The sequence below is a fragment of the Burkholderia sp. AcTa6-5 genome, from assembly GCF_017815075.1.
Classification (GTDB): domain Bacteria; phylum Pseudomonadota; class Gammaproteobacteria; order Burkholderiales; family Burkholderiaceae; genus Burkholderia; species Burkholderia sola.
Window position 1 is genome coordinate 129153 of record NZ_JAGIQE010000013.1, and the last position, 16653, is coordinate 145805.

The 16653-nt window shown below is 66.6% G+C and carries 19 protein-coding genes; 11 read left to right on the forward strand and 8 right to left on the reverse strand.

The window, feature by feature from the left end; translation table 11 throughout:
- Window positions 1-63 precede the first annotated feature (63 nt).
- Window positions 64-696 carry an NAD(P)H-dependent oxidoreductase gene (locus J8I33_RS18945; RefSeq protein WP_050013602.1) on the forward strand — a complete coding sequence of 211 codons (633 nt, stop codon included), beginning with the start codon at window positions 64-66 and terminating at the stop codon, window positions 694-696.
- Window positions 697-746: 50 nt separating this feature from the next.
- Here J8I33_RS18945 and J8I33_RS18950 read toward each other — a convergent pair whose 3' ends face one another.
- Entirely contained in the window at window positions 747-1364 is a 618-nt protein-coding gene (locus J8I33_RS18950; protein ID WP_209938634.1) for a LysE family transporter, read from the reverse strand.
- A gap of 67 nt (window positions 1365-1431) precedes the next feature.
- Here J8I33_RS18950 and J8I33_RS18955 point away from each other — a divergent pair, with 67 nt between their 5' ends.
- Window positions 1432-2355 carry a LysR family transcriptional regulator gene (locus tag J8I33_RS18955; protein ID WP_209938637.1) on the forward strand — a complete coding sequence of 308 codons (924 nt, stop codon included), beginning with the start codon at window positions 1432-1434 and terminating at the stop codon, window positions 2353-2355.
- A 464-nt stretch (window positions 2356-2819) separates the two neighbouring features.
- The gene (locus tag J8I33_RS18960) at window positions 2820-3152 is read left to right on the forward strand and encodes a cupin domain-containing protein (protein WP_050013599.1); all 333 of its coding nucleotides are present in this window, start codon (window positions 2820-2822) and stop codon (window positions 3150-3152) included.
- A gap of 173 nt (window positions 3153-3325) precedes the next feature.
- Here the strand turns inward: J8I33_RS18960 and J8I33_RS18965 are convergent, their stop codons facing one another.
- Entirely contained in the window at window positions 3326-3625 is a 300-nt protein-coding gene (locus tag J8I33_RS18965; protein WP_050013598.1) for an H-NS histone family protein, read from the reverse strand.
- A 226-nt stretch (window positions 3626-3851) separates the two neighbouring features.
- Here J8I33_RS18965 and J8I33_RS18970 point away from each other — a divergent pair, with 226 nt between their 5' ends.
- A complete protein-coding gene (locus J8I33_RS18970; RefSeq protein WP_050013597.1) occupies window positions 3852-4340 on the forward strand; it encodes a RidA family protein in 489 nt (162 codons plus the stop codon).
- A 45-nt stretch (window positions 4341-4385) separates the two neighbouring features.
- On the opposite strand, the gene J8I33_RS34870 is transcribed toward J8I33_RS18970, so the two are convergent.
- Window positions 4386-4901: a helix-turn-helix transcriptional regulator gene (locus J8I33_RS34870; RefSeq protein ID WP_348522248.1), complete on the reverse strand. Its 516-nt coding sequence runs from the start codon at window positions 4899-4901 to the stop codon at window positions 4386-4388.
- Entirely contained in the window at window positions 4846-5583 is a 738-nt protein-coding gene (locus J8I33_RS18980) for an NAD-dependent epimerase/dehydratase family protein (protein WP_245172210.1), read from the reverse strand. The genes J8I33_RS34870 and J8I33_RS18980 overlap by 56 nt, the downstream gene beginning before the upstream one ends.
- Window positions 5584-6180: 597 nt before the next feature.
- Between J8I33_RS18980 and J8I33_RS18985 the strand changes: the two genes are divergently transcribed.
- Both J8I33_RS18985 and J8I33_RS18990 read left to right on the forward strand, forming a co-directional pair.
- Window positions 6181-6432 carry a hypothetical protein gene (locus J8I33_RS18985; RefSeq protein ID WP_209938639.1) on the forward strand — a complete coding sequence of 84 codons (252 nt, stop codon included), beginning with the start codon at window positions 6181-6183 and terminating at the stop codon, window positions 6430-6432.
- A gap of 193 nt (window positions 6433-6625) precedes the next feature.
- The gene (locus J8I33_RS18990) at window positions 6626-7717 is read left to right on the forward strand and encodes a helix-turn-helix transcriptional regulator (RefSeq protein WP_209938641.1); all 1092 of its coding nucleotides are present in this window, start codon (window positions 6626-6628) and stop codon (window positions 7715-7717) included.
- A gap of 35 nt (window positions 7718-7752) precedes the next feature.
- Here the strand turns inward: J8I33_RS18990 and J8I33_RS18995 are convergent, their stop codons facing one another.
- Window positions 7753-7947, reverse strand: a complete 195-nt coding sequence (locus J8I33_RS18995) for a hypothetical protein (protein WP_124555105.1) — start codon at window positions 7945-7947, stop codon at window positions 7753-7755.
- 456 nt (window positions 7948-8403) lie between these two features.
- Between J8I33_RS18995 and J8I33_RS19000 the strand changes: the two genes are divergently transcribed.
- The 5 genes from J8I33_RS19000 (at window position 8404) to J8I33_RS19020 (ending at window position 14231) form a co-directional block, all read left to right on the forward strand.
- The gene (locus J8I33_RS19000; protein WP_050013592.1) at window positions 8404-9390 is read left to right on the forward strand and encodes a TRAP transporter substrate-binding protein; all 987 of its coding nucleotides are present in this window, start codon (window positions 8404-8406) and stop codon (window positions 9388-9390) included.
- Window positions 9387-9965, forward strand: coding sequence for a TRAP transporter small permease (locus tag J8I33_RS19005; protein WP_209938643.1), 579 nt, complete (start codon window positions 9387-9389; stop codon window positions 9963-9965). The genes J8I33_RS19000 and J8I33_RS19005 overlap by 4 nt, the downstream gene beginning before the upstream one ends.
- Before the next feature lie 4 nt (window positions 9966-9969).
- Complete coding sequence (locus J8I33_RS19010; RefSeq protein WP_006481162.1) at window positions 9970-11322, forward strand: TRAP transporter large permease; 1353 nt, start codon at window positions 9970-9972, stop codon at window positions 11320-11322.
- A 94-nt stretch (window positions 11323-11416) separates the two neighbouring features.
- On the forward strand, window positions 11417-12508 hold the full coding sequence (locus tag J8I33_RS19015; RefSeq protein WP_209924206.1) for a lactonase family protein: 1092 nt from the start codon (window positions 11417-11419) through the stop codon (window positions 12506-12508).
- Between the two features lie 163 nt (window positions 12509-12671).
- Window positions 12672-14231 (forward strand): methyl-accepting chemotaxis protein, encoded by a 1560-nt coding sequence (locus J8I33_RS19020; protein WP_050013589.1) that lies wholly within the window; start codon window positions 12672-12674, stop codon window positions 14229-14231.
- Window positions 14232-14393: 162 nt separating this feature from the next.
- On the opposite strand, the gene J8I33_RS19025 is transcribed toward J8I33_RS19020, so the two are convergent.
- Genes J8I33_RS19025 through J8I33_RS19035 form a run of 3 tightly spaced genes read right to left on the reverse strand, consistent with a single transcriptional unit; the run spans window position 14394 to window position 16641 of the window.
- Window positions 14394-14645: a hypothetical protein gene (locus tag J8I33_RS19025; RefSeq protein WP_176015874.1), complete on the reverse strand. Its 252-nt coding sequence runs from the start codon at window positions 14643-14645 to the stop codon at window positions 14394-14396.
- Between the two features lie 32 nt (window positions 14646-14677).
- On the reverse strand, window positions 14678-16096 hold the full coding sequence (locus J8I33_RS19030; RefSeq protein ID WP_209938645.1) for an FAD-binding oxidoreductase: 1419 nt from the start codon (window positions 16094-16096) through the stop codon (window positions 14678-14680).
- Window positions 16097-16098: 2 nt separating this feature from the next.
- Window positions 16099-16641, reverse strand: coding sequence for a permease (locus J8I33_RS19035; protein ID WP_209938647.1), 543 nt, complete (start codon window positions 16639-16641; stop codon window positions 16099-16101).
- Window positions 16642-16653: the final 12 nt, after the last annotated feature.

Consider the following 16653-nt stretch of genomic DNA (forward strand, 5'->3'; position numbering starts at 1 on the left):
CGAAGCGAAGTGGGCGAGCGCGCATCCGGCGCGCCGTCGTCACTCTTGGCAAGGACCGACGCCATGACACGCGTGCTCTATATCGAAGGCTCACCCAACAAGGCCTATTCGGCGTCCATCGAGGTGTGCAATGCATTTCTCGACGCGTACCGGCAGGCCCATCCCGATCACGAGATCCGGACGCTCGATATCTGGGATCTGCCGATGCCCGAATTCGACGGCGCCGCGCTGGCCGCGAAATATGCCGGACTGAGCGGCACGGCGTTGACGTCGGAGCAGGCGGCGGCGTGGCAGCAGATCGAGCGGCTCGCGGCGCCGTTCCACGAAGCGGACAAGTTCCTGTTCGGCGTGCCGCTGTGGAATTTCAGCATTCCGTACAAGCTCAAGCAGCTGATCGACGTGATCTCGCAGAAGGATGTGTTGTTCACGTTCGACGGAACGGGTTTCACCGGCAAGCTGGTCGGGAAAAAGGCGGCGGTGGTCTACGCGCGCGGGCTTGCCTATCAGTCGCCGGGTTCGTTTACGCCGGCCGCCGAATTCGATCTGCAGCGCCCTTACATGGAAACGTGGCTCAAGTTCGTGGGCGTGACGGACATCACGGGGATCGTCGTCGAGCGCACGTTGTTCGGTCCGGACGGGCGGGTCGACCGGAGCCGGGCGATCGACGAAGCACGAGCGATCGCACCGACGTTCTGACGTTGCTGGCGTGGGGCACCCGGCGCGGTGCACCCGGCGCGGGTCGAGCGTCAGCGCCCGCCGCGTGCGACGGCGAGCGCGACGCCGAAGCCCACCAGCAGGCATCCGAACGTGCGATCGATCCAGTGCCGCAGCGACGGCAGGCGATCGCGGACAGCCGTGGCCGAGAAACAGATCGCCACGAGGCTGAACCAGCCGGCATGGGCGGCCGCGATGAACGCGCCGTAGCCGATCTGCACGATCAACGGCGTGTCGGGCCGGACTGCCTGCATGAACAGGCTGACGATGAACACCGTGGTTTTGGGGTTCAGCGCATTGGTCAGGAAGCCCGTGCGCAGCGCGGCGAGATCGGACAGCGGCGCGCCGCTCGTGTCGGCTTGCACGCTGCCGGCTTTCGTCATGAGCATCTTTGCACCGAGGTAGACCAGGTAGATCGCGCCGATCAGCTTGACGGCATCGAAGAGCCACAGCGACTGACGGATCAGGAGCCCGACGCCCAGCAGCGTGTAGCTCACGTGGACCGTCACGCCGAGCCCGATCCCGCATGCGGTGAGCACGCCGGAACGACGCGACAGCATCAGGCTGTTGCGCGTGACCATCGCGAAGTCCGGCCCCGGGCTGACGACGGCGAGCAGCGTAATGGTGACTACGACTATCAATTCGGTCATGGCGTTGTTCCTGCGAAGGATAGGTTGATGGCACAATCGTATCGATCGTGCTTCATCAGGAAAAACGATGATTTCTGACCAGAATGGTGAGTCTGAATCACTATCGATTCGGACGAACCTGCCGTCGCTGATGGCGCTGCGCTGTTTCGAGGCCGCGGCGCGTCACGAGCATTTCAGTCGCGCGGCCGACGAGCTGTGCGTGACCCATGGCGCGGTCAGCCGCGCGGTGCGCTTGCTCGAGGACGATCTGGGCGTGGCGCTGTTCGAGCGTCGCAGCCGTCGCGTGTTCCTGACCGAAGCGGGCCGCACACTCGCGCAGGCCGTCCATGACGGCCTGGGCCTGATGCGTCACGCCGCCCACGCGTTGCGCGCCGAGGCCGCCCGTGCGCGGCGTTCGGTGCTGTCGTGCGAGCCGACGCTCCTGATGCGCTGGCTGATCCCGCGCTGGCCGGATTTCCAGGCGCGGCACGCGGGCGTCGATATCCATCTGGCCGCCGCGGGCGGGCCGTTCTCGTTCGACAGCGGTGTCGACATGGCGATTCGTCGCAACGATTTCGCGTGGCCGGCGGGATATCACGCCGAGCATCTGTTCGCCGAGCGGGTGGCGCCGGTTTGCCGGCCGGACAAGGTCGGTGCATGGTTTGCGTCGCGGCGCGGCGGCCGCACGTTGAAGCCCGACGCTGCGCTGCTGCATACGCGGACCCGGCCGGACGCATGGAACGCGTGGGCGGGGGCGGCGAATCAGCCGGCCGTGAACGGGCACGGGCAGCAGTTCGATCATTTCTATTTCAGTCTGCAAGCGGCCGTCGCGGGGCTGGGGGTAGCGATCGGGCCGTGGCACCTGGTGCGCGACGACATCGAAAGCGGTGTGCTGGTTGCGCCGATGGGGTTCGTCGAGGATGGATCGGATTACTACCTGTTGACGCCGGCGCCGGTGGCGGACGGGAGTGCGCAGGCGGCGTTGTTGGGGTGGTTGAGGGGGCGGGTTTGACGGGGGCCGGTACTTCGTCGACGCTCGCTATCGATATCGACGCCCAAGACGATATTGTCGCTTATGGGGCAGACGCCATCTCGAATCGAAATAGAGAATGCATGGTCTTGCCGATGCTTGCTCATGCCAGCCAGCGAACGGAAAATGCGTTGGCGGAGACGCGTTCGCAAGCCCGCCATTAGCGTGAACAGGCCCTGGCCCGACGCTGCATAGGGCGGCAGGATGTCGACCGGCTTTTATCGAAATGACGTGTCCCGGCGCGCGCACGTCGCTAAAGGAATCCCGATGCGTGCTTTACCGCCGCAACGAATCTGCGCCGATGAAGTCGCCGTCATTCTTCATCTTTTTGATACGGTTTTTAACGATGCACGCGCAAACCTGGGCGACGTCAGGCTGCAGCGACTATTTCCCCGTCGCGTTTAAATCTGCATCCTTTACCCGAAGGTCAACGACGAGGCGAAGCCATGCAACTTCAAACCGGTAATTTATTCAGCGTCGAAGGGCGGCGCGGCGGCGACGAGCGAATCGACATGCTCGTCGAGAACTCGCGCGTGAATGTCGAGCGAATCGTGTCGATGGGGCATGCGAGCCCGGCCGGGTTCTGGTATGACGACCCGCGGGCCGAATGGGTCGTGCTGCTATCCGGCGCGGCCGTGCTCGAATTCGAAGAGAATGCGACGCGGCTCGATATGCGCGCCGGAGATTACGTACTGATCGAGCCGCATTGCCGTCATCGTGTCGCATGGACGCATGACGAATTGCAAACCGTCTGGCTTGCGATCTATTACGAACGCTGAAGAAAGGATGGGCGTGCGGCACGGTCGGTGGATCAATCCGTGCACGACACGCCGATCGGGCAAAACCTCGTCAACCGGAGCGGCCATGGAATACCGCCGGTATCGATGCCCCCAATCAATGCCCAACTTGCCGGGCAGCGTGTTGAATCACGCGCCGGCCCATGCGGGGAATCTTATTCCTGGATCAGGAATCGATTGCGATTCTTCGCATCCTTGATCCATGCGGGTGCGCGACCGCGGCCCGACCAGGTGGCCCCGGTCTTCGGATCGCGATACTTGGCCTGCACGGGGGCGCCCGCCTGTTTGGCCGGCCGACCGCGGCGCGTACCGAAAATGTCTTTTTCGGTAATGCCGTATTCCGCGACTTTGGTGCGGATGTCGTCGACGATCGCCTGGAATTCAGCGGCGCGCGCTGCTTCGGCTTTCTCGGCCAAAGCATCCATTTGGGCTTTCAGTTCCTTGTAAGTTGCCATATATCACTCTTCAGGTTGTGTCCATACATGATAGCGGTTTCAGCTGAAATAATGAAGAAAATTGCTCCGACTACGAATTCCATTGTCGATATCGCAATGGATGACTGCTTCGAACACCTGAGAAGTGGCTCGGCGGGATCGTTTGCATCCGATCTTCTCGTGCGGGACAAGCTTCGGAGACTCAATTATTCTTTATCTTTTTTCAGAGGGATTGGGGAATTCACTGATGAACAGGGATGAAAAGCTGAAACAGGTCGCAGCCGAATTCGGATTCGATCCGGACGAAACGATCAGGATCGGCGGAAAGTACACGCCGGTCGTGATCGACGGAAGCACCGCCTACATTGCCGGCCAGGTGCCGCGAATCGGGGAAGTCGTGCATTTCGTCGGTATCGTCGGCGAATCCGTTTCGCTCGAAGACGGCCGCCGCGCGGCCGGCATTTCCGCGCTGCGCGCGCTGGCGCTGATCCGTAAGCAGTGCGGCACGCTCGATGCGATCGCAACGGTGCCGCGCATGACCGTGTACGTGCGAAGCGCGCCCGGCTTCACGATGCAAAGCGAAGTGGCCGACGGCGCGTCGGACGTGTTGGTCGCGGTGCTCGGCGACGCCGGCGTCCATACGCGTTCGTCGGTCGGCGTGCTGCAATTGCCGAAGGGTGCGTCGGTCGAAGCCGATTTCATTTTCGGGCTGACTCGCGGCGGCGTCGCCGCTTGATTCGGGATCACCGCGGCGACGGGACAGCGGCCCGCGTTGTATCGATCAGTGCGCCGTGCGCGAGCGGGCGGCGTCGGGCGTCATCCCGGTCCATTCGTTGAATGCGCGGAAGAACGAATTCGGATCCTGGTAACCGAGCAGGAACGCGATCTGACTGTAGGGCAGGTCCGAGCGATCGAGGTAATGCCACGCGAGCTTCTCGCGGACTTCCGCCAGCAGGGTTTTGACGTTCGCGCCTTCGTCGCCGAGCCGCCGCTGCAGCGTCCGCTTGCTGATCGCAAGCGTTTGCGCGACGCTGTCCGCGGTGGCTGGGGGCTGACGTCGCGCGGCAGCGTGACGGCGCGCGCCGACAGCTCGGTGCGGGTCGCCAGCCGCGCGAGTTTCACGAAGAAGCCGAGTTCGGCCGCGACCAGCATGCCGGGCGGCGGGATGTCGCGCTCGAGGAAATCGACGGCGAGAGTCAGCGCGTCGGCCTCGTGCGACACGCGCAACCGGACCGGGCCGATCAGCGGCTTGAACTGGCCGATGCGCCGGAGCGCGATCTCCAGGTTCGGGCTGCAGAACGCGGGGAACAGCGGCGGATCGTGCCGTTGCCCATTTGCCGCACGATCTCGAAGCTCTCCGACGTCGCGTACGGATTGATGCCCGGCCCGATCACGAGCGACGGATTGATGGTCACGAGATCCCGGCGTTGCTGCGGGCGGGCAATCTTCCACGCTTCGCGCTCGGCAACGGTCTTCGAATACGAATAGAGCTGATGGGTCGGCGACGAGCTGGTGTTCCAGACCGCTTCGGTGAACACACCATCGGGCGTCGCGGCGAGATCGGCGTTGTCGCCGTAGATCGCCGCGCAACTGCGGGTCAGCACGACGCGCCGCACCGACGGCGTGCGGTTTGCCGTCTCGAGCACGTTGCACGTGCCGAGCAGCGCCGGATCGACCAGCGCCTTCTGCGGATCGCGAACGGTGACGGTGAACGGCGACGCGGTGTGGAACACGGTCCCGCAACCCGCCATCGCGTCCGCGTACGACCCGGGTTCGAGCAGGTCCGCGCGGAAATAGCGGATCGTGCCGGGCTTGCCGGCCGCGATGCGCTGGAGGTGCGCGAGCTTGTCCGGGCTGTCGGGGTCGCGGACGGCCGCATGGACCGTCAGGCCGGCTTCGAGCAGCCGCTGCACGAGCCAGCCCGCGACGTACCCGGTCGCGCCGGTGACCATGACGGGAAGGTCGGTATCGATATTCATGAAGGGATTCCGTTGCAGAGGGGATGCGCCATTTGCGCGCCGCTTCACTCGCAAAGCGCGCCAATCGACATGCAGGGGGCGACAGGCGGCGCGAGACTGGCACACCATGCCCGGCTTCCAGTCGAAGGGGCTACGACTGGAACGACGATGCCGTGCGTTGGAACATCGCAAGGCGTGCGACGAAGCCGCACGTCGCTGCCTGCGGCCGATTCGTCAGACGTGAAAGCGCACGCTTCGCCGGCATGCTCGCCGTCGTGCTGCTGCGCAACGAGCCGCGCCGCGCCAGCCGGCCGTTTTTACCCCGTCCTTTCCGGAAGTCATCGCCTGACCCATATCAACCGGCATCCCCAGTTTTGGGGATGCCGGCGCCGAACGGTGCGCCTACGATGGTCAACGGGGCATCGCGACCGGATGTCGCCAGGACAATCGGACAGGCCTGTCGTTCCTTTGTCGATCGCTGTGTGCGTCCGCACAATCGATTGACATGATCGGCGCGTACGCTGATGCGCAACGTATGCGGTGCGTCGTCGGCGCCGCGGACGATCGCGCGTGGGTGACGGAAGGCCTGATGTCGTATTTCGGGGAATTTCAATCGATATGCTCGCACGAGACTATGTGGAACGTGAGCTCTCTCACATCCAGAGAATGGTGGCGCTGCTGGACAGCGAGACGGCCGTCGTCGATGTGTCGATGTCGGGCGCGGGGCGCGTCCGGCATCCGAGATACTGGCGCGGGCGTATCGAGGAACTGCTGTCGACGCCCGACGTGTCGCGTCACGTCAGAAAGCTGAGCGAAGCGGTGCTCGCGAAGATCGACGAGATGGAAGCGCGGTTCACCGCGATGAAGTAAGTGCCTCGTCGGACCGGGCGGCCAAACGCGTTCCCGTCGCGTCGCCCGGTCGAAAACGAGCGTTACGTCTGACGAGAACCGGTAATAAGCGTGGTATTTCGATCAAACCTGCATCGGCAATTTGAACAATGAGGCCGATTGAGTAAGATGCCCGAACGGCGTTCGATAAAAACGCACGGCACGGGGTGGCCAGATGCAGATGAACGGGGTGGTTCCATCGACATGGATCGATGACGTCTACGCTGCGGCGCTGGGCGACCAGCGATGGGAAGCGGTGCTGGACGGGCTGCGTTTGTCCGTCGGCGTCCGCATGGCGACGCTGCTGTCGTTCGACGACGCGGCGCGGCTGCCGGCGATCGAGCGGGCGGCCGGCGACGATCCGTCATGGGTCGCCGCGTGCCACCGCCGCTACAACACCGAGTTCTACCTGTACGACCCGGTCGTGCCGGTTGCCGCCGACTGGCAGGCAGGGCGCTGGTTCGAGGACGTCAGGCACTTGTCGGTGCGGCAGCGCACACATGGCGTGTTCTATCGGGAATTCCTGCAGCCGTTCGGGCTTGGCAGCATCTCGGGCCTGTACATCCATCGCGGCGAGGGCGCCAGCGCTTTCCTCAGCGTACAGAGCGGCCTCGAATCGGAAGGGCTGTCCGACGAGCAGCGCCGCACCATCGAAATCATGGGCGCCCACATCAGCCGCGCACTGCGCATCCACGCACGCATCGGCGAGCTCGAAGCGCGCGTGGCCGCCGCGGAATCGGCGCTCGACGCGGTGCCCGTGCCGGTATTCCTGCTCGGCGCGCAGCGCGAGCTGCGCTATACGAACCGCGCGGCCGAGCAGCTGATCGCCGCCGAACCCGCGCTGCGGATCCTGAACGGCCGTTTCGCGCCGGAAGGCTGCGTCGACGATGCGCAATGGCGGCATGCATTCGCACGCGGCGGGCTGTTGCTGCGTCGTGCGACCGGCGAGCCGCTACCGCTTGCGTTGATCCCCGTTCCCGAACAGTCGCGCCTCGCGCGCGAACAGCCCGGCGTCGCGGCGCTGATGACGGCCGCCGACCTGCGTTCGCCATCGGCGCGCGCGCAGCGCTTGCGGGTGTTCTACGGGCTGTCGTCGGCGGAAGCCGATCTCGCCGTGCTGCTGTGCTGCGACGGGCGCTCGCCGCAGGAATGCGCGGCGCTGCGCGGCGTGTCGATCGGCACGGTCCGCGCGCAGATCAAGTCGATCTACACGAAGACTGACGTGGCGCGCGCCGCGCAGCTGACGTCGCTGGTCATGCAGACCTGAGCGATCGATGCGCGCGGGCGCGCCTGCGTTTTTACCTATCCGCCGCCGATTCCCTGCAGGATCTTGCCGGTCCCGCCGCAGACGGTGCACGCCTGTCCCTCCACCATGCCGGTGCCGCGGCAGACGCGGCACGTGTCCTCGCCGATGCCCGGCGCGTCGGCAGGGCCTTCGTCGCCGGCGTTCGGCGGGGTAGCCGGGTCGGGCGGCGCTGATCGCTTCGTGATCGCCATGACTGGCTCCTTTCGCGTTTCACGCGGTGGCGGCGCGCATCGCGCGTGCCTGTCAGGCGGCGCGCCCGTCGACCACGGATCGATCGCGCGGGTTATCGCGGCGGCGCGGCAATATCGTTGTCAGTCATCACATGACAACAATGAATGAAGCGAAAGAAGGCCGTCAGGCGGGTGGAAACTGCGACGTCGATGGCCAATCCGCTCGCCGAGCGTTTCCGGAAAACGTTTCGCAAAAAAGTACGAAAACGGAGCAGCCAGCTTTCGGATCGCCCCGTAAGCGCTTGATGAAAGCCGTTATAGGGGTATGCACCAAGTGAGTTAAACGATTAACCGACGTACATTTGCCCAACACGTCATACGACGTATGACTCTGCGGTTCGGGGAAGCGCGTCGGGGAAGTCCGCGCGGGCCGCCGGATCGCCGCACAACAACGATCGACCATCCAGGAGACTCACCATGAAGCACCGATTCACCGGCTCCCGTACCGCCCTGGCCGTTGCCTTGATGGCCGGCTTCGCGCTGTCCGCGCAGGCGCGTGTGTTCCGCTCGGCGGACGTGCACGGCGACAATTTTCCGACCAACATGGCCGTGAAGTTCATGGGCGACGCGCTGTCGAAGCAGACGGGCGGCAAGGACTCGATCAAGGTGTTCGGCAACAGCGCGCTCGGCTCCGAGAAGGACACGGTCGACCAGGTGCGGATCGGCGCGATCGACATGGCGCGCGTGAACGGCGCGTCGTTCAACGAGATCGTGCCGGAATCGCTGATTCCGTCGTTCCCGTTCCTGTTCCGCGACGTCGACCATTTCCGCAAGGCGATGTACGGCCCGGCCGGCCAGAAGATCCTCGATGCGTTTACCGCGAAGGGGATGATCGCGCTGACGTTCTACGAGAGCGGCGCGCGCTCGATCTACGCGAAGCGCCCGGTGCGCTCGCCGGCCGACATGAAGGGGCTGAAGGTGCGCGTGCAACCGTCGGACCTGATGGTCGACGAGATCCGCGCGATGGGCGGCACGCCGACGCCGATGCCGTTCGCCGAGGTATACACGGGCCTGAAGACGGGCCTCGTCGATGCGGCGGAAAACAACCTGCCGTCGTACGAGGAAACCAAGCACTACGAAGTGGCGCCCGATTACTCGGAAACGCAGCATGCGATGACGCCGGAAGTGCTGGTGTTCTCGAAGAAGATCTGGGACACGCTGTCGCCGCAGGAGCAGGCGGCGATCCGGAAGGCGGCGGCCGATTCGGTGCCGTACTACCAGAAGCTGTGGACCGCGCGCGAGGCGTCCGCGCAGCAGCTGGTGACGAAGGGCGGCGCGAAGATCCTGCCGGCCGCGCAGATCGACCGCGCGGCGTTTGTGAAGGCGATGCAGCCGCTGTGGACCAAGTATGAAAAGACGCCGCAGATGAAGCAGATCGTCGACGAGATCGAGGCCACCAAGTGACGCGTCGCACTTCGCTGAATGGCGCCGCGACCGTGGGCTCGCCGGACGCGGCGGCCGCCGACGGCGCGACGCCGTGCCGGCCGCAGGCGGCCGCGCCGCTGCTGCGCTGCGTGAACGACGTGCTGTTCCGCGTGCTGGCCGTGATCGCGTCCGCGTGCCTCGCGGTGCTCACGGTGCTGGTGTTCTACGCGGTCGTGATGCGCTACGTGTTCGAGAACGCGCCGGATTTCGTCGAGCCGATCGCGCTGCTGCTCGTGATCGTGATCGCGATGTTCGGCGCCGCGATGAAGGTGCGCGACGGCGGCCACATCGGCCTCGATTCGCTGGTGCGCCGGCTGTCGCCGAAGGCGCGCACGGTCGTCATCGCGATCCAGCACCTGAGCCTGATCGCGTTCGCGATCATGATCATGATCGGCTGCGGCAGCATGGCCGCCGAGACGATGGGCGACCGCATCCCGATCATCGGGCTGCCCGAAGGCGTGCGCTACCTGATCACGATGCCCGCGGCGGTTGCGATCATCTTCTTCTCGCTCGAGCACCTGCTCGCGCTTCGTCGTTCTTCGTCGGGACAATAACGCCATGGAACTCGCGATCCTGTCCGTCAGTTTTCTGATATTCCTCGTGCTCGGCGTGCCCGTGTCGTTCGCGCTCGGCATTGCGTGCGTGCTGACCTACATGGTCGAGGGCCTGCCGATCGCGACCGCGATGCAGGCGATGATCTCGGGGATGAACGCGTTCTCGTTCCTTGCGGTGCCGTTCTTCATCTTCTCCGGCGAGCTGATGCTGCATGGCGGCATCGCGGACCGGATCCTGCGCTTCGCGCAGGCGACCGTCGGCCACTTCCGCGGCGGCCTCGGGATGGCGAACGTCGTCGCGTGCACGCTGTTCGGCGGCGTGTCGGGCTCGCCGACCGCCGATACGTCGGCGATGGGCGGCGTGGTGATTCCGCTGATGAAGCGCGAAGGCTACAGCGCCGCGTATGCCGTGAATGTGACCACGCACGCATCGCTCGCCGGCGCGCTGATGCCGACGTCGACCAACATGATCATCTACGCGTTCGCCGCGCAGGGCATCACCGGGATGCTGCACGGCCAGCCGGTGAGCGGCGTGTCGATCGGCGACCTGCTGTTCTCGGGGCTCCTGCCGGTGTTGTGGGTGATGGGCTTCGTGCTCGCCGCCGCGTACTGGCAGGCCGTGCGTCACGGCTATCCGCGCCGCGAGGACGGCTCGTCCGCGCTGCCGCGGTTTCCCGGCTGGTATGCGGTGCTGCGCAGCTTCGTCGGCGCGGTGCCCGGGCTGATGGTGATCGCGATCATCCTCGTGTGCGTCGCGAAGGGCATCGCCACCGCGACCGAAGCGGCCGCGATCGCCGTCGTGTACTCGCTCGTACTGACCGCGGTGGTCTACCGCACGCTGACGGCCGAGAAGCTGCGCCGCGCGCTGTCGCATGCGGCGCGCACGACGGGTGTCGTGCTGCTGCTGATCGCGGTGTCCAACATGCTGCGCTTCCAGATGTCGTACCTGGAGATTCCGGATGCGATCGAAGGGCTGCTGAAGCAGTCGACCGCGGCGCCGTGGCTGATGCTGCTGTACATCAACATCATCCAGGTGTTCCTCGGCACGTTCGTCGACATGGCCGCGCACATCCTGATCACGACGCCGCTGTTCCTGCCGATCGCGATGGCGTGCGGCGTCGGGCCGGTGCAGTTCGGGATCATGCTGCTGCTGAACTGCTCGCTCGGCCTCGTGCATCCGCCGATCGGGTCGGTGCAGTTCGTCGGCTGCGCGATCGGCAACGTGTCGATCGGCGAGACGACGAAGATGGCGTGGCCGTACTACCTCGCGATCTTCAGTGCGATCAACATCGTCACGTACATGCCGTTCTTCTCGACGTGGCTGCCGAGCCTGATCAGCGGGCACGCGGTGTTCTGACCGGATGTTTTGCCGTTCGCGGCGCCGGACGACCGAGGTGGTCCGGCGCCGCGTTCGCATCCGCGGTTTTATTTCTTCACTTCACGCCCCTCCCATGAAAACGACTTTCCTGCGGCGCGCCGTTGCGGCGGCTGCGTTGACGATGGCCGCGTCGCTCGCGCACGCGGCGACGTATGCGTACGTGTCGAACAGCGACAGCCGCGACATCTCGGTGTTCGGCGTCGATACGTCGAACGGTGCGCTGACCGCGATCGAGACGGTGCCGGTCGGCGGCACCGTGATGCCGATGGCGCTGTCGCCCGATCATCGGCGCCTGTACGCGGCATTGCGCTCGACGCCGTATCGCGTCGTCAGCTTCGCGATCAATCCGCTCGACGGGCGGCTGATCGAGCTGGGCCGCGCGCCGCTCGCGGAGAGCATGGCGTACGTGTCGACCGATGCGTCGGGCCGCTACCTGCTCTCGGCGTCGTACGGCGGCAACCTGCTCGCGGTGAACCGGATCGGCGCGGACGGCGTCGCGGGCGACGTGCAGCAGACGGTGAAGACCGGCCCGATGGCGCACGCGATCCGCCAGTCGCCGGACGGCCGCTATGCGTTCGCGTCGGTGCTCGGCGCCGATGCGTGGCTGCGTTTGCCGTTCGATGCGTCGACGGGAACGCTGACCGACGATACGACGCCCGCGTACCGGCTGCCCGACAAATCGGGCCCGCGCCATTTCGTGTTCTCGTCGAATGGGCGCTTCGCTTACCTGATCGACGAACTCGACGGCAAGCTGCACGTGCTCGCGCTGTCGCGCGGCGGCGCCGACGCGCGGCCGATCCAGACCGTGTCGATCCTGCCGCCGGATTTCCATGGCGACAAGCCGTGGGGCGCTGACTTGCATCTCACGCCCGACGGCAAATTCCTGTATGCATCGGAGCGCACGTCGAGCACGCTCGCCGCGTATCGCGTCGACGCGAAGTCGGGCAGGCTCGCGCGGATCGGCACGTTCGCGACCGAGCGGCAGCCGCGCGGCTTCGCGATCGATCCGTCGGGCAAGTATCTGCTCGCCGCGGGGCAACTGTCGCCGACGCTGGCCGTGTACCGGATCGATCGCGATACCGGGCATCTCGACGCGATCGGCAAGTATCCGGTCGGCAAGGGCGCAAACTGGATCGAGATCGTCACGTACGACGGGACGAACTGATTCGGCGGGCGGCGCAACGGGCGGCGTCGATCGCGTGCCGCTCGTTGCGCGAACCGGATGCACACGCACGCACGATCGCGCGGCGAAATTCCGGTCAATCGGCTCAAGTTGGCGTAATTGCCGTCGTTAACCGACAAGGGATAACTTCGGGAGTCGATTCGCCATGCGCGATCTGAAAGTGAAAAGCAGTTTGCTCGCCGTGCTCGCTGCATTTGCCGCGATGATCGTCGTCGGCGGCATCGTCGGGATCGTCGCGCTCGGCGGCGCGAACACGAACGCGAAGCGCCTGCACGAAATCGCGGCGCAGACGTCGCTCGTCAACGACGCCTACAAGGACAGCACGCGTACGCGCTCGGCGCTCGTCCGCGCGTATTCGGCGCTGAAGGAGCACGACGATCCGGCCCAGCGCGACTCGGCGCTGCAAAGCGCGCAACGCACGTTCGACCTGTCCGCGAAGGAAACGCAGGCGTTCAAGGATGCCGCGCCGGTCGGCAGCCTCGGCGCGGACCTGAAGCAGGCGCTCGTCGAGTCGTCGACGCATCTCGCGAGCGTGCTCGCGCGGGCGGCCGATGCGCTGCGCAACGGCGACACCGCCGCGTATGCGGCGATCAACGACAAGGAAATCACGCTCGCCGGCCAGGTGTATTCGGCGAACGTCGAGAAATTCCAGCGCACCGCCAACCAACTGGCGGAAGACACGATCGACGCCGACAACGCCGCCTATACGCGCATCATCGCGATGGTCGGGATCGGCGTCGCGCTGGCGCTCGCGCTGATCGTCGCGACGCACTTCGCGCTGCGCGCGATCGTGTCGCGGCCGCTCGCGAACGCGGCCGCGCTGCTCGACCGCATCGCGTCGAACGACCTGACCGTGACGGTGCCCGATGCCGGCGGCAACGAAATCGGCCAGTTGTTCGCGGCGATGAAGCGGATGCAGGCGGGGCTCGCGGCGACCGTCACCGGCATGCGCGACAGCAGCGATGCGATTCATACGGCCGCACGCGAGATCGCGGCCGGCAACCTCGACCTGTCGAGCCGTACCGAGCAGCAGTCGGCGTCGCTCGAGGAAACGGCCGCGAGCATGGAGCAGCTGACGTCGACGGTGCGCCAGAACGCGGACAATGCGCAGCAGGCGAGCACGCTCGCGGCCAGCGCGGCGGACCTCGCGCAGCACGGCGGCGAACTGGTCGGCCGCGCGGTCGACATGATGGGCGTGATCAACACGAGCTCGCAGAAGATCGCGGAAATCACCGGAATGATCGACGGGATCGCCTTCCAGACCAATATCCTCGCGCTCAACGCGGCGGTCGAATCGGCACGGGCGGGCGAACACGGGCGCGGCTTCGCGGTCGTCGCCGGCGAGGTGCGCACGCTCGCGCAACGCAGCGCGGGCGCCGCGCGCGAGATCCGGCAGCTGATCGGCGCGTCGATCGACGACGTGCGCGACGGCAATGCGCTCGTGACGCAGGCAGGGCACGCGATGGAAGAGATCGTGTCGTCGGTGCGGCGCGTGGCGACGATCATGACCGAGATCACGACGGCCACCGTCGAGCAGAGCGCGGGCATCGACCAGGTCGGGCAGGCCGTTACGCAGATGGACCAGATGACGCAGCAGAACGCCGCGCTGGTCGAACAGGCCAGTGCGGCCGCGACGGCGCTCGAGCAGCAGGCCGGTTCGATGCAGGTCGCGATGTCGGTCTTCCGGGTGGCGCGGGCGGGGTGAGCCGTCGGCCGAAGCTGCCGTGTTCGGCATGCCGCGCGAAGCGTTGCGGTCACCGGAGTCGGCACCGGTAGCCGCCGTCCCACTTGTATCGACATCGACATCGACATCGACGACCGCGCGCGGCCGCTCGTCACGGCCGCACGGAGCGACGCGAACGCTCACCTAACCCTGCGGTGCATCCCGCTCGGCGTCGCCATCCGATGCGTGATCGCCCGACCGATCGTTGCGCCAGTGCGCAAGCTCGCGCCACAGCGCCGGCCGCGCATGGTCACGCGGCGGCAATTCAATGACATACGCGACGCCGCGCACGTTGACCATCGCACCGGAGTCGGGCAGCGTGGAAATGCCCGCGGACGACGGATCGTCGTCCGGCTCGACGGCGACGGCGGGGCTGGGCGGGCGGGGCGACATCATGCGAATTCTCCGTGGGGTGTCGAAGCGGTGCATCAGTAACGGACCCGCCCGACCAGGCCGAGCGGATCGATCGCGTGCTGGACGGCGCCGGCGAGTTGCCGTTGCGCGGCCGGCACGTGCTTGCGGTAGTACGCGATATTGACCGGCCCGACGCCATGCTCCGCGCTGAAGCAGCCGCCTGCCTGCACGACGCGGTCGTACAGCGCGCCGCGCAGCGCCACTTGCTGCAGCGGCCCGTAGCGTTGCGCCGCGGTAGGCGGAATCGACACGACGAGATGGCAGCCGCCGTCGCCGAAATGGCCGAACGCATGACAGCGCAGCGCCGGATGCGCGGCGGCGAGCCACTGCTCGGCATCGGCGACGAATCCGGCCAGCGCGCCGCGCGGAAACGACACGTCGAACGACAGCGGCAGGCCGTCCAGCGCGACCGCGGCCGGCAGCGCGTCGCGAATCCGCCAGAACCGTTCGGCCGGCGCGCACGCCGCGTCGAGTACGACGCGTTCGTTCGCGAGCGCATCGAGCGTCGCGACCGTGCGTTCCTCGAGCAGCGCATCGAGCCCCGGCATGCCGGTCGCGATTTCGACGAGCGCGTAGCATCCGGCTTCACCGGGCTCGAACGGCACGCGCAATGCCGGAAACGCCGCGGCGACGCAGCCGACCGTCGCCGCCGACATGAACTCGAACGCGGACAGCATCTCGCCGAATGCGCGTTCGAACGCGAGCAGGCCGGCGAGCGCGGCGTCGTACGACGCGAACGCGACGAACGCCGCGCACGACGACCGTTCGAGCGGCGCGAGCGCGAATGACACGGCGGTGACCAGCCCGTTCGCACCGTTCGCGCCGATGAAGCATTGCGCGACGTCGAAGCCCGCGTTGCGCTTGCGCAGCGGCGCGAGCGCGTCGATCACGGTGCCGGCTTCGTCCGCGAGCACGACTTCGACGCCGAGCACGTGACGGCGCACATCGCCGTACTTGACCAGGCGGCTGCCGCCCGCGTTCGCGCCAACGAGGCCGCCGGCCGCCGGATCGCTGCCGAGATCGATCGGCACGCAGAGGCCGGCTTCGCCCGCCACGCGATTGAGGTCGGACAGCCGCACGCCGGCGTCGACCGTGATGCTGCGATTGGCCGGATCGAACGCGCGAACGGCGCGCATCCGCTCGAACGACACCACGCATTGCGTGCCGCTGCGATCGGGCACGGCGGCGCCGACGAGCCCGCTGCGTGCGCCCTGGGCGACGAGCGCGATCCGGTGCGCGACGGCGACGCGGGCGAGCGCGCGCACGTCGGCGGTCGATGCCGGCCGCGCGACGCCGAGCGGCACGCCGCCGTGCTGCATGACGTCGGCCGCATACGGCTCGCAGGCCGTGCCTTCGAGCCAGCCGTCGCCGAGCGCCGCGGCGAGCGCGTGCCGTTGCGCGGCGTGTGCCGCGTGTGCGGGCAACGCGTTCATCGTCAGCGTGCTCGCGCGAGCTGCTTGCGCAGCCGGCCGCGCACGACGACGAGCGCGATCAGCGGCACGACGCCGCCCCACAGCGGGCTGTGGCGCATCGCAATCGACACCGCGAGCGCGACGACGGTAACCGCAAGCAGCACGAGCGACAGCGAACGCGTGCGCGCATGGTCGACGAACGTGCCGTCGACGAAGCCGCCGTCCGACCAAGCGGTATGCACGATGCCGACCACCAGCACGCAGACGAGCATCGCGGCCGGCCCGAGTTCCTCGCCCCACAGACGGCTACCTGTCGGCGACACGAGCGCGAGCACCGCGCCGATCACGAGGAACAGGTCGACGCCGATCGCGATGCTGTTGCGCTCCGCGCGGCGCATCAGCCACGCGGCGTGCACGAGCGCGAGCACGCCGCCGATCAGGAACGCATGGGTCCAGCGCAGGTCCGGCTGCTCGGGGCCGAGCCGGCCGTAGAACAGGAACACGATCGCCGGCAGGAAGTTGCTCGCGTGCAGCAGGTAGTCGGTTATGGGATGGTTCGATTTCATTGGTGTCTCTCC

Bases quoted from the DNA above. Each gene is read 5' to 3' on its own strand.
- J8I33_RS19025 (WP_176015874.1), bottom strand. From the start codon at position 14,645: ATGATGTCGCCCCGCCCGCCCAGCCCCGCCGTCGCCGTCGAGCCGGAC.
- J8I33_RS19035 (WP_209938647.1), bottom strand. From the start codon at position 16,641: ATGAAATCGAACCATCCCATAACCGACTACCTGCTGCACGCGAGCAAC.
- J8I33_RS19000 (WP_050013592.1), top strand. From the start codon at position 8,404: ATGAAGCACCGATTCACCGGCTCCCGTACCGCCCTGGCCGTTGCCTTG.
- J8I33_RS18965 (WP_050013598.1), bottom strand. From the start codon at position 3,625: ATGGCAACTTACAAGGAACTGAAAGCCCAAATGGATGCTTTGGCCGAG.
- J8I33_RS18955 (WP_209938637.1), top strand. From the start codon at position 1,432: ATGATTTCTGACCAGAATGGTGAGTCTGAATCACTATCGATTCGGACG.
- J8I33_RS18995 (WP_124555105.1), bottom strand. From the start codon at position 7,947: ATGGCGATCACGAAGCGATCAGCGCCGCCCGACCCGGCTACCCCGCCG.
- J8I33_RS19030 (WP_209938645.1), bottom strand. From the start codon at position 16,096: ATGAACGCGTTGCCCGCACACGCGGCACACGCCGCGCAACGGCACGCG.
- J8I33_RS18980 (WP_245172210.1), bottom strand. From the start codon at position 5,583: ATGAATATCGATACCGACCTTCCCGTCATGGTCACCGGCGCGACCGGG.
- J8I33_RS18960 (WP_050013599.1), top strand. From the start codon at position 2,820: ATGCAACTTCAAACCGGTAATTTATTCAGCGTCGAAGGGCGGCGCGGC.
- J8I33_RS18945 (WP_050013602.1), top strand. From the start codon at position 64: ATGACACGCGTGCTCTATATCGAAGGCTCACCCAACAAGGCCTATTCG.
- J8I33_RS19015 (WP_209924206.1), top strand. From the start codon at position 11,417: ATGAAAACGACTTTCCTGCGGCGCGCCGTTGCGGCGGCTGCGTTGACG.
- J8I33_RS19020 (WP_050013589.1), top strand. From the start codon at position 12,672: ATGCGCGATCTGAAAGTGAAAAGCAGTTTGCTCGCCGTGCTCGCTGCA.
- J8I33_RS18970 (WP_050013597.1), top strand. From the start codon at position 3,852: ATGAACAGGGATGAAAAGCTGAAACAGGTCGCAGCCGAATTCGGATTC.
- J8I33_RS18950 (WP_209938634.1), bottom strand. From the start codon at position 1,364: ATGACCGAATTGATAGTCGTAGTCACCATTACGCTGCTCGCCGTCGTC.
- J8I33_RS18985 (WP_209938639.1), top strand. From the start codon at position 6,181: ATGCTCGCACGAGACTATGTGGAACGTGAGCTCTCTCACATCCAGAGA.
- J8I33_RS18990 (WP_209938641.1), top strand. From the start codon at position 6,626: ATGCAGATGAACGGGGTGGTTCCATCGACATGGATCGATGACGTCTAC.
- J8I33_RS19010 (WP_006481162.1), top strand. From the start codon at position 9,970: ATGGAACTCGCGATCCTGTCCGTCAGTTTTCTGATATTCCTCGTGCTC.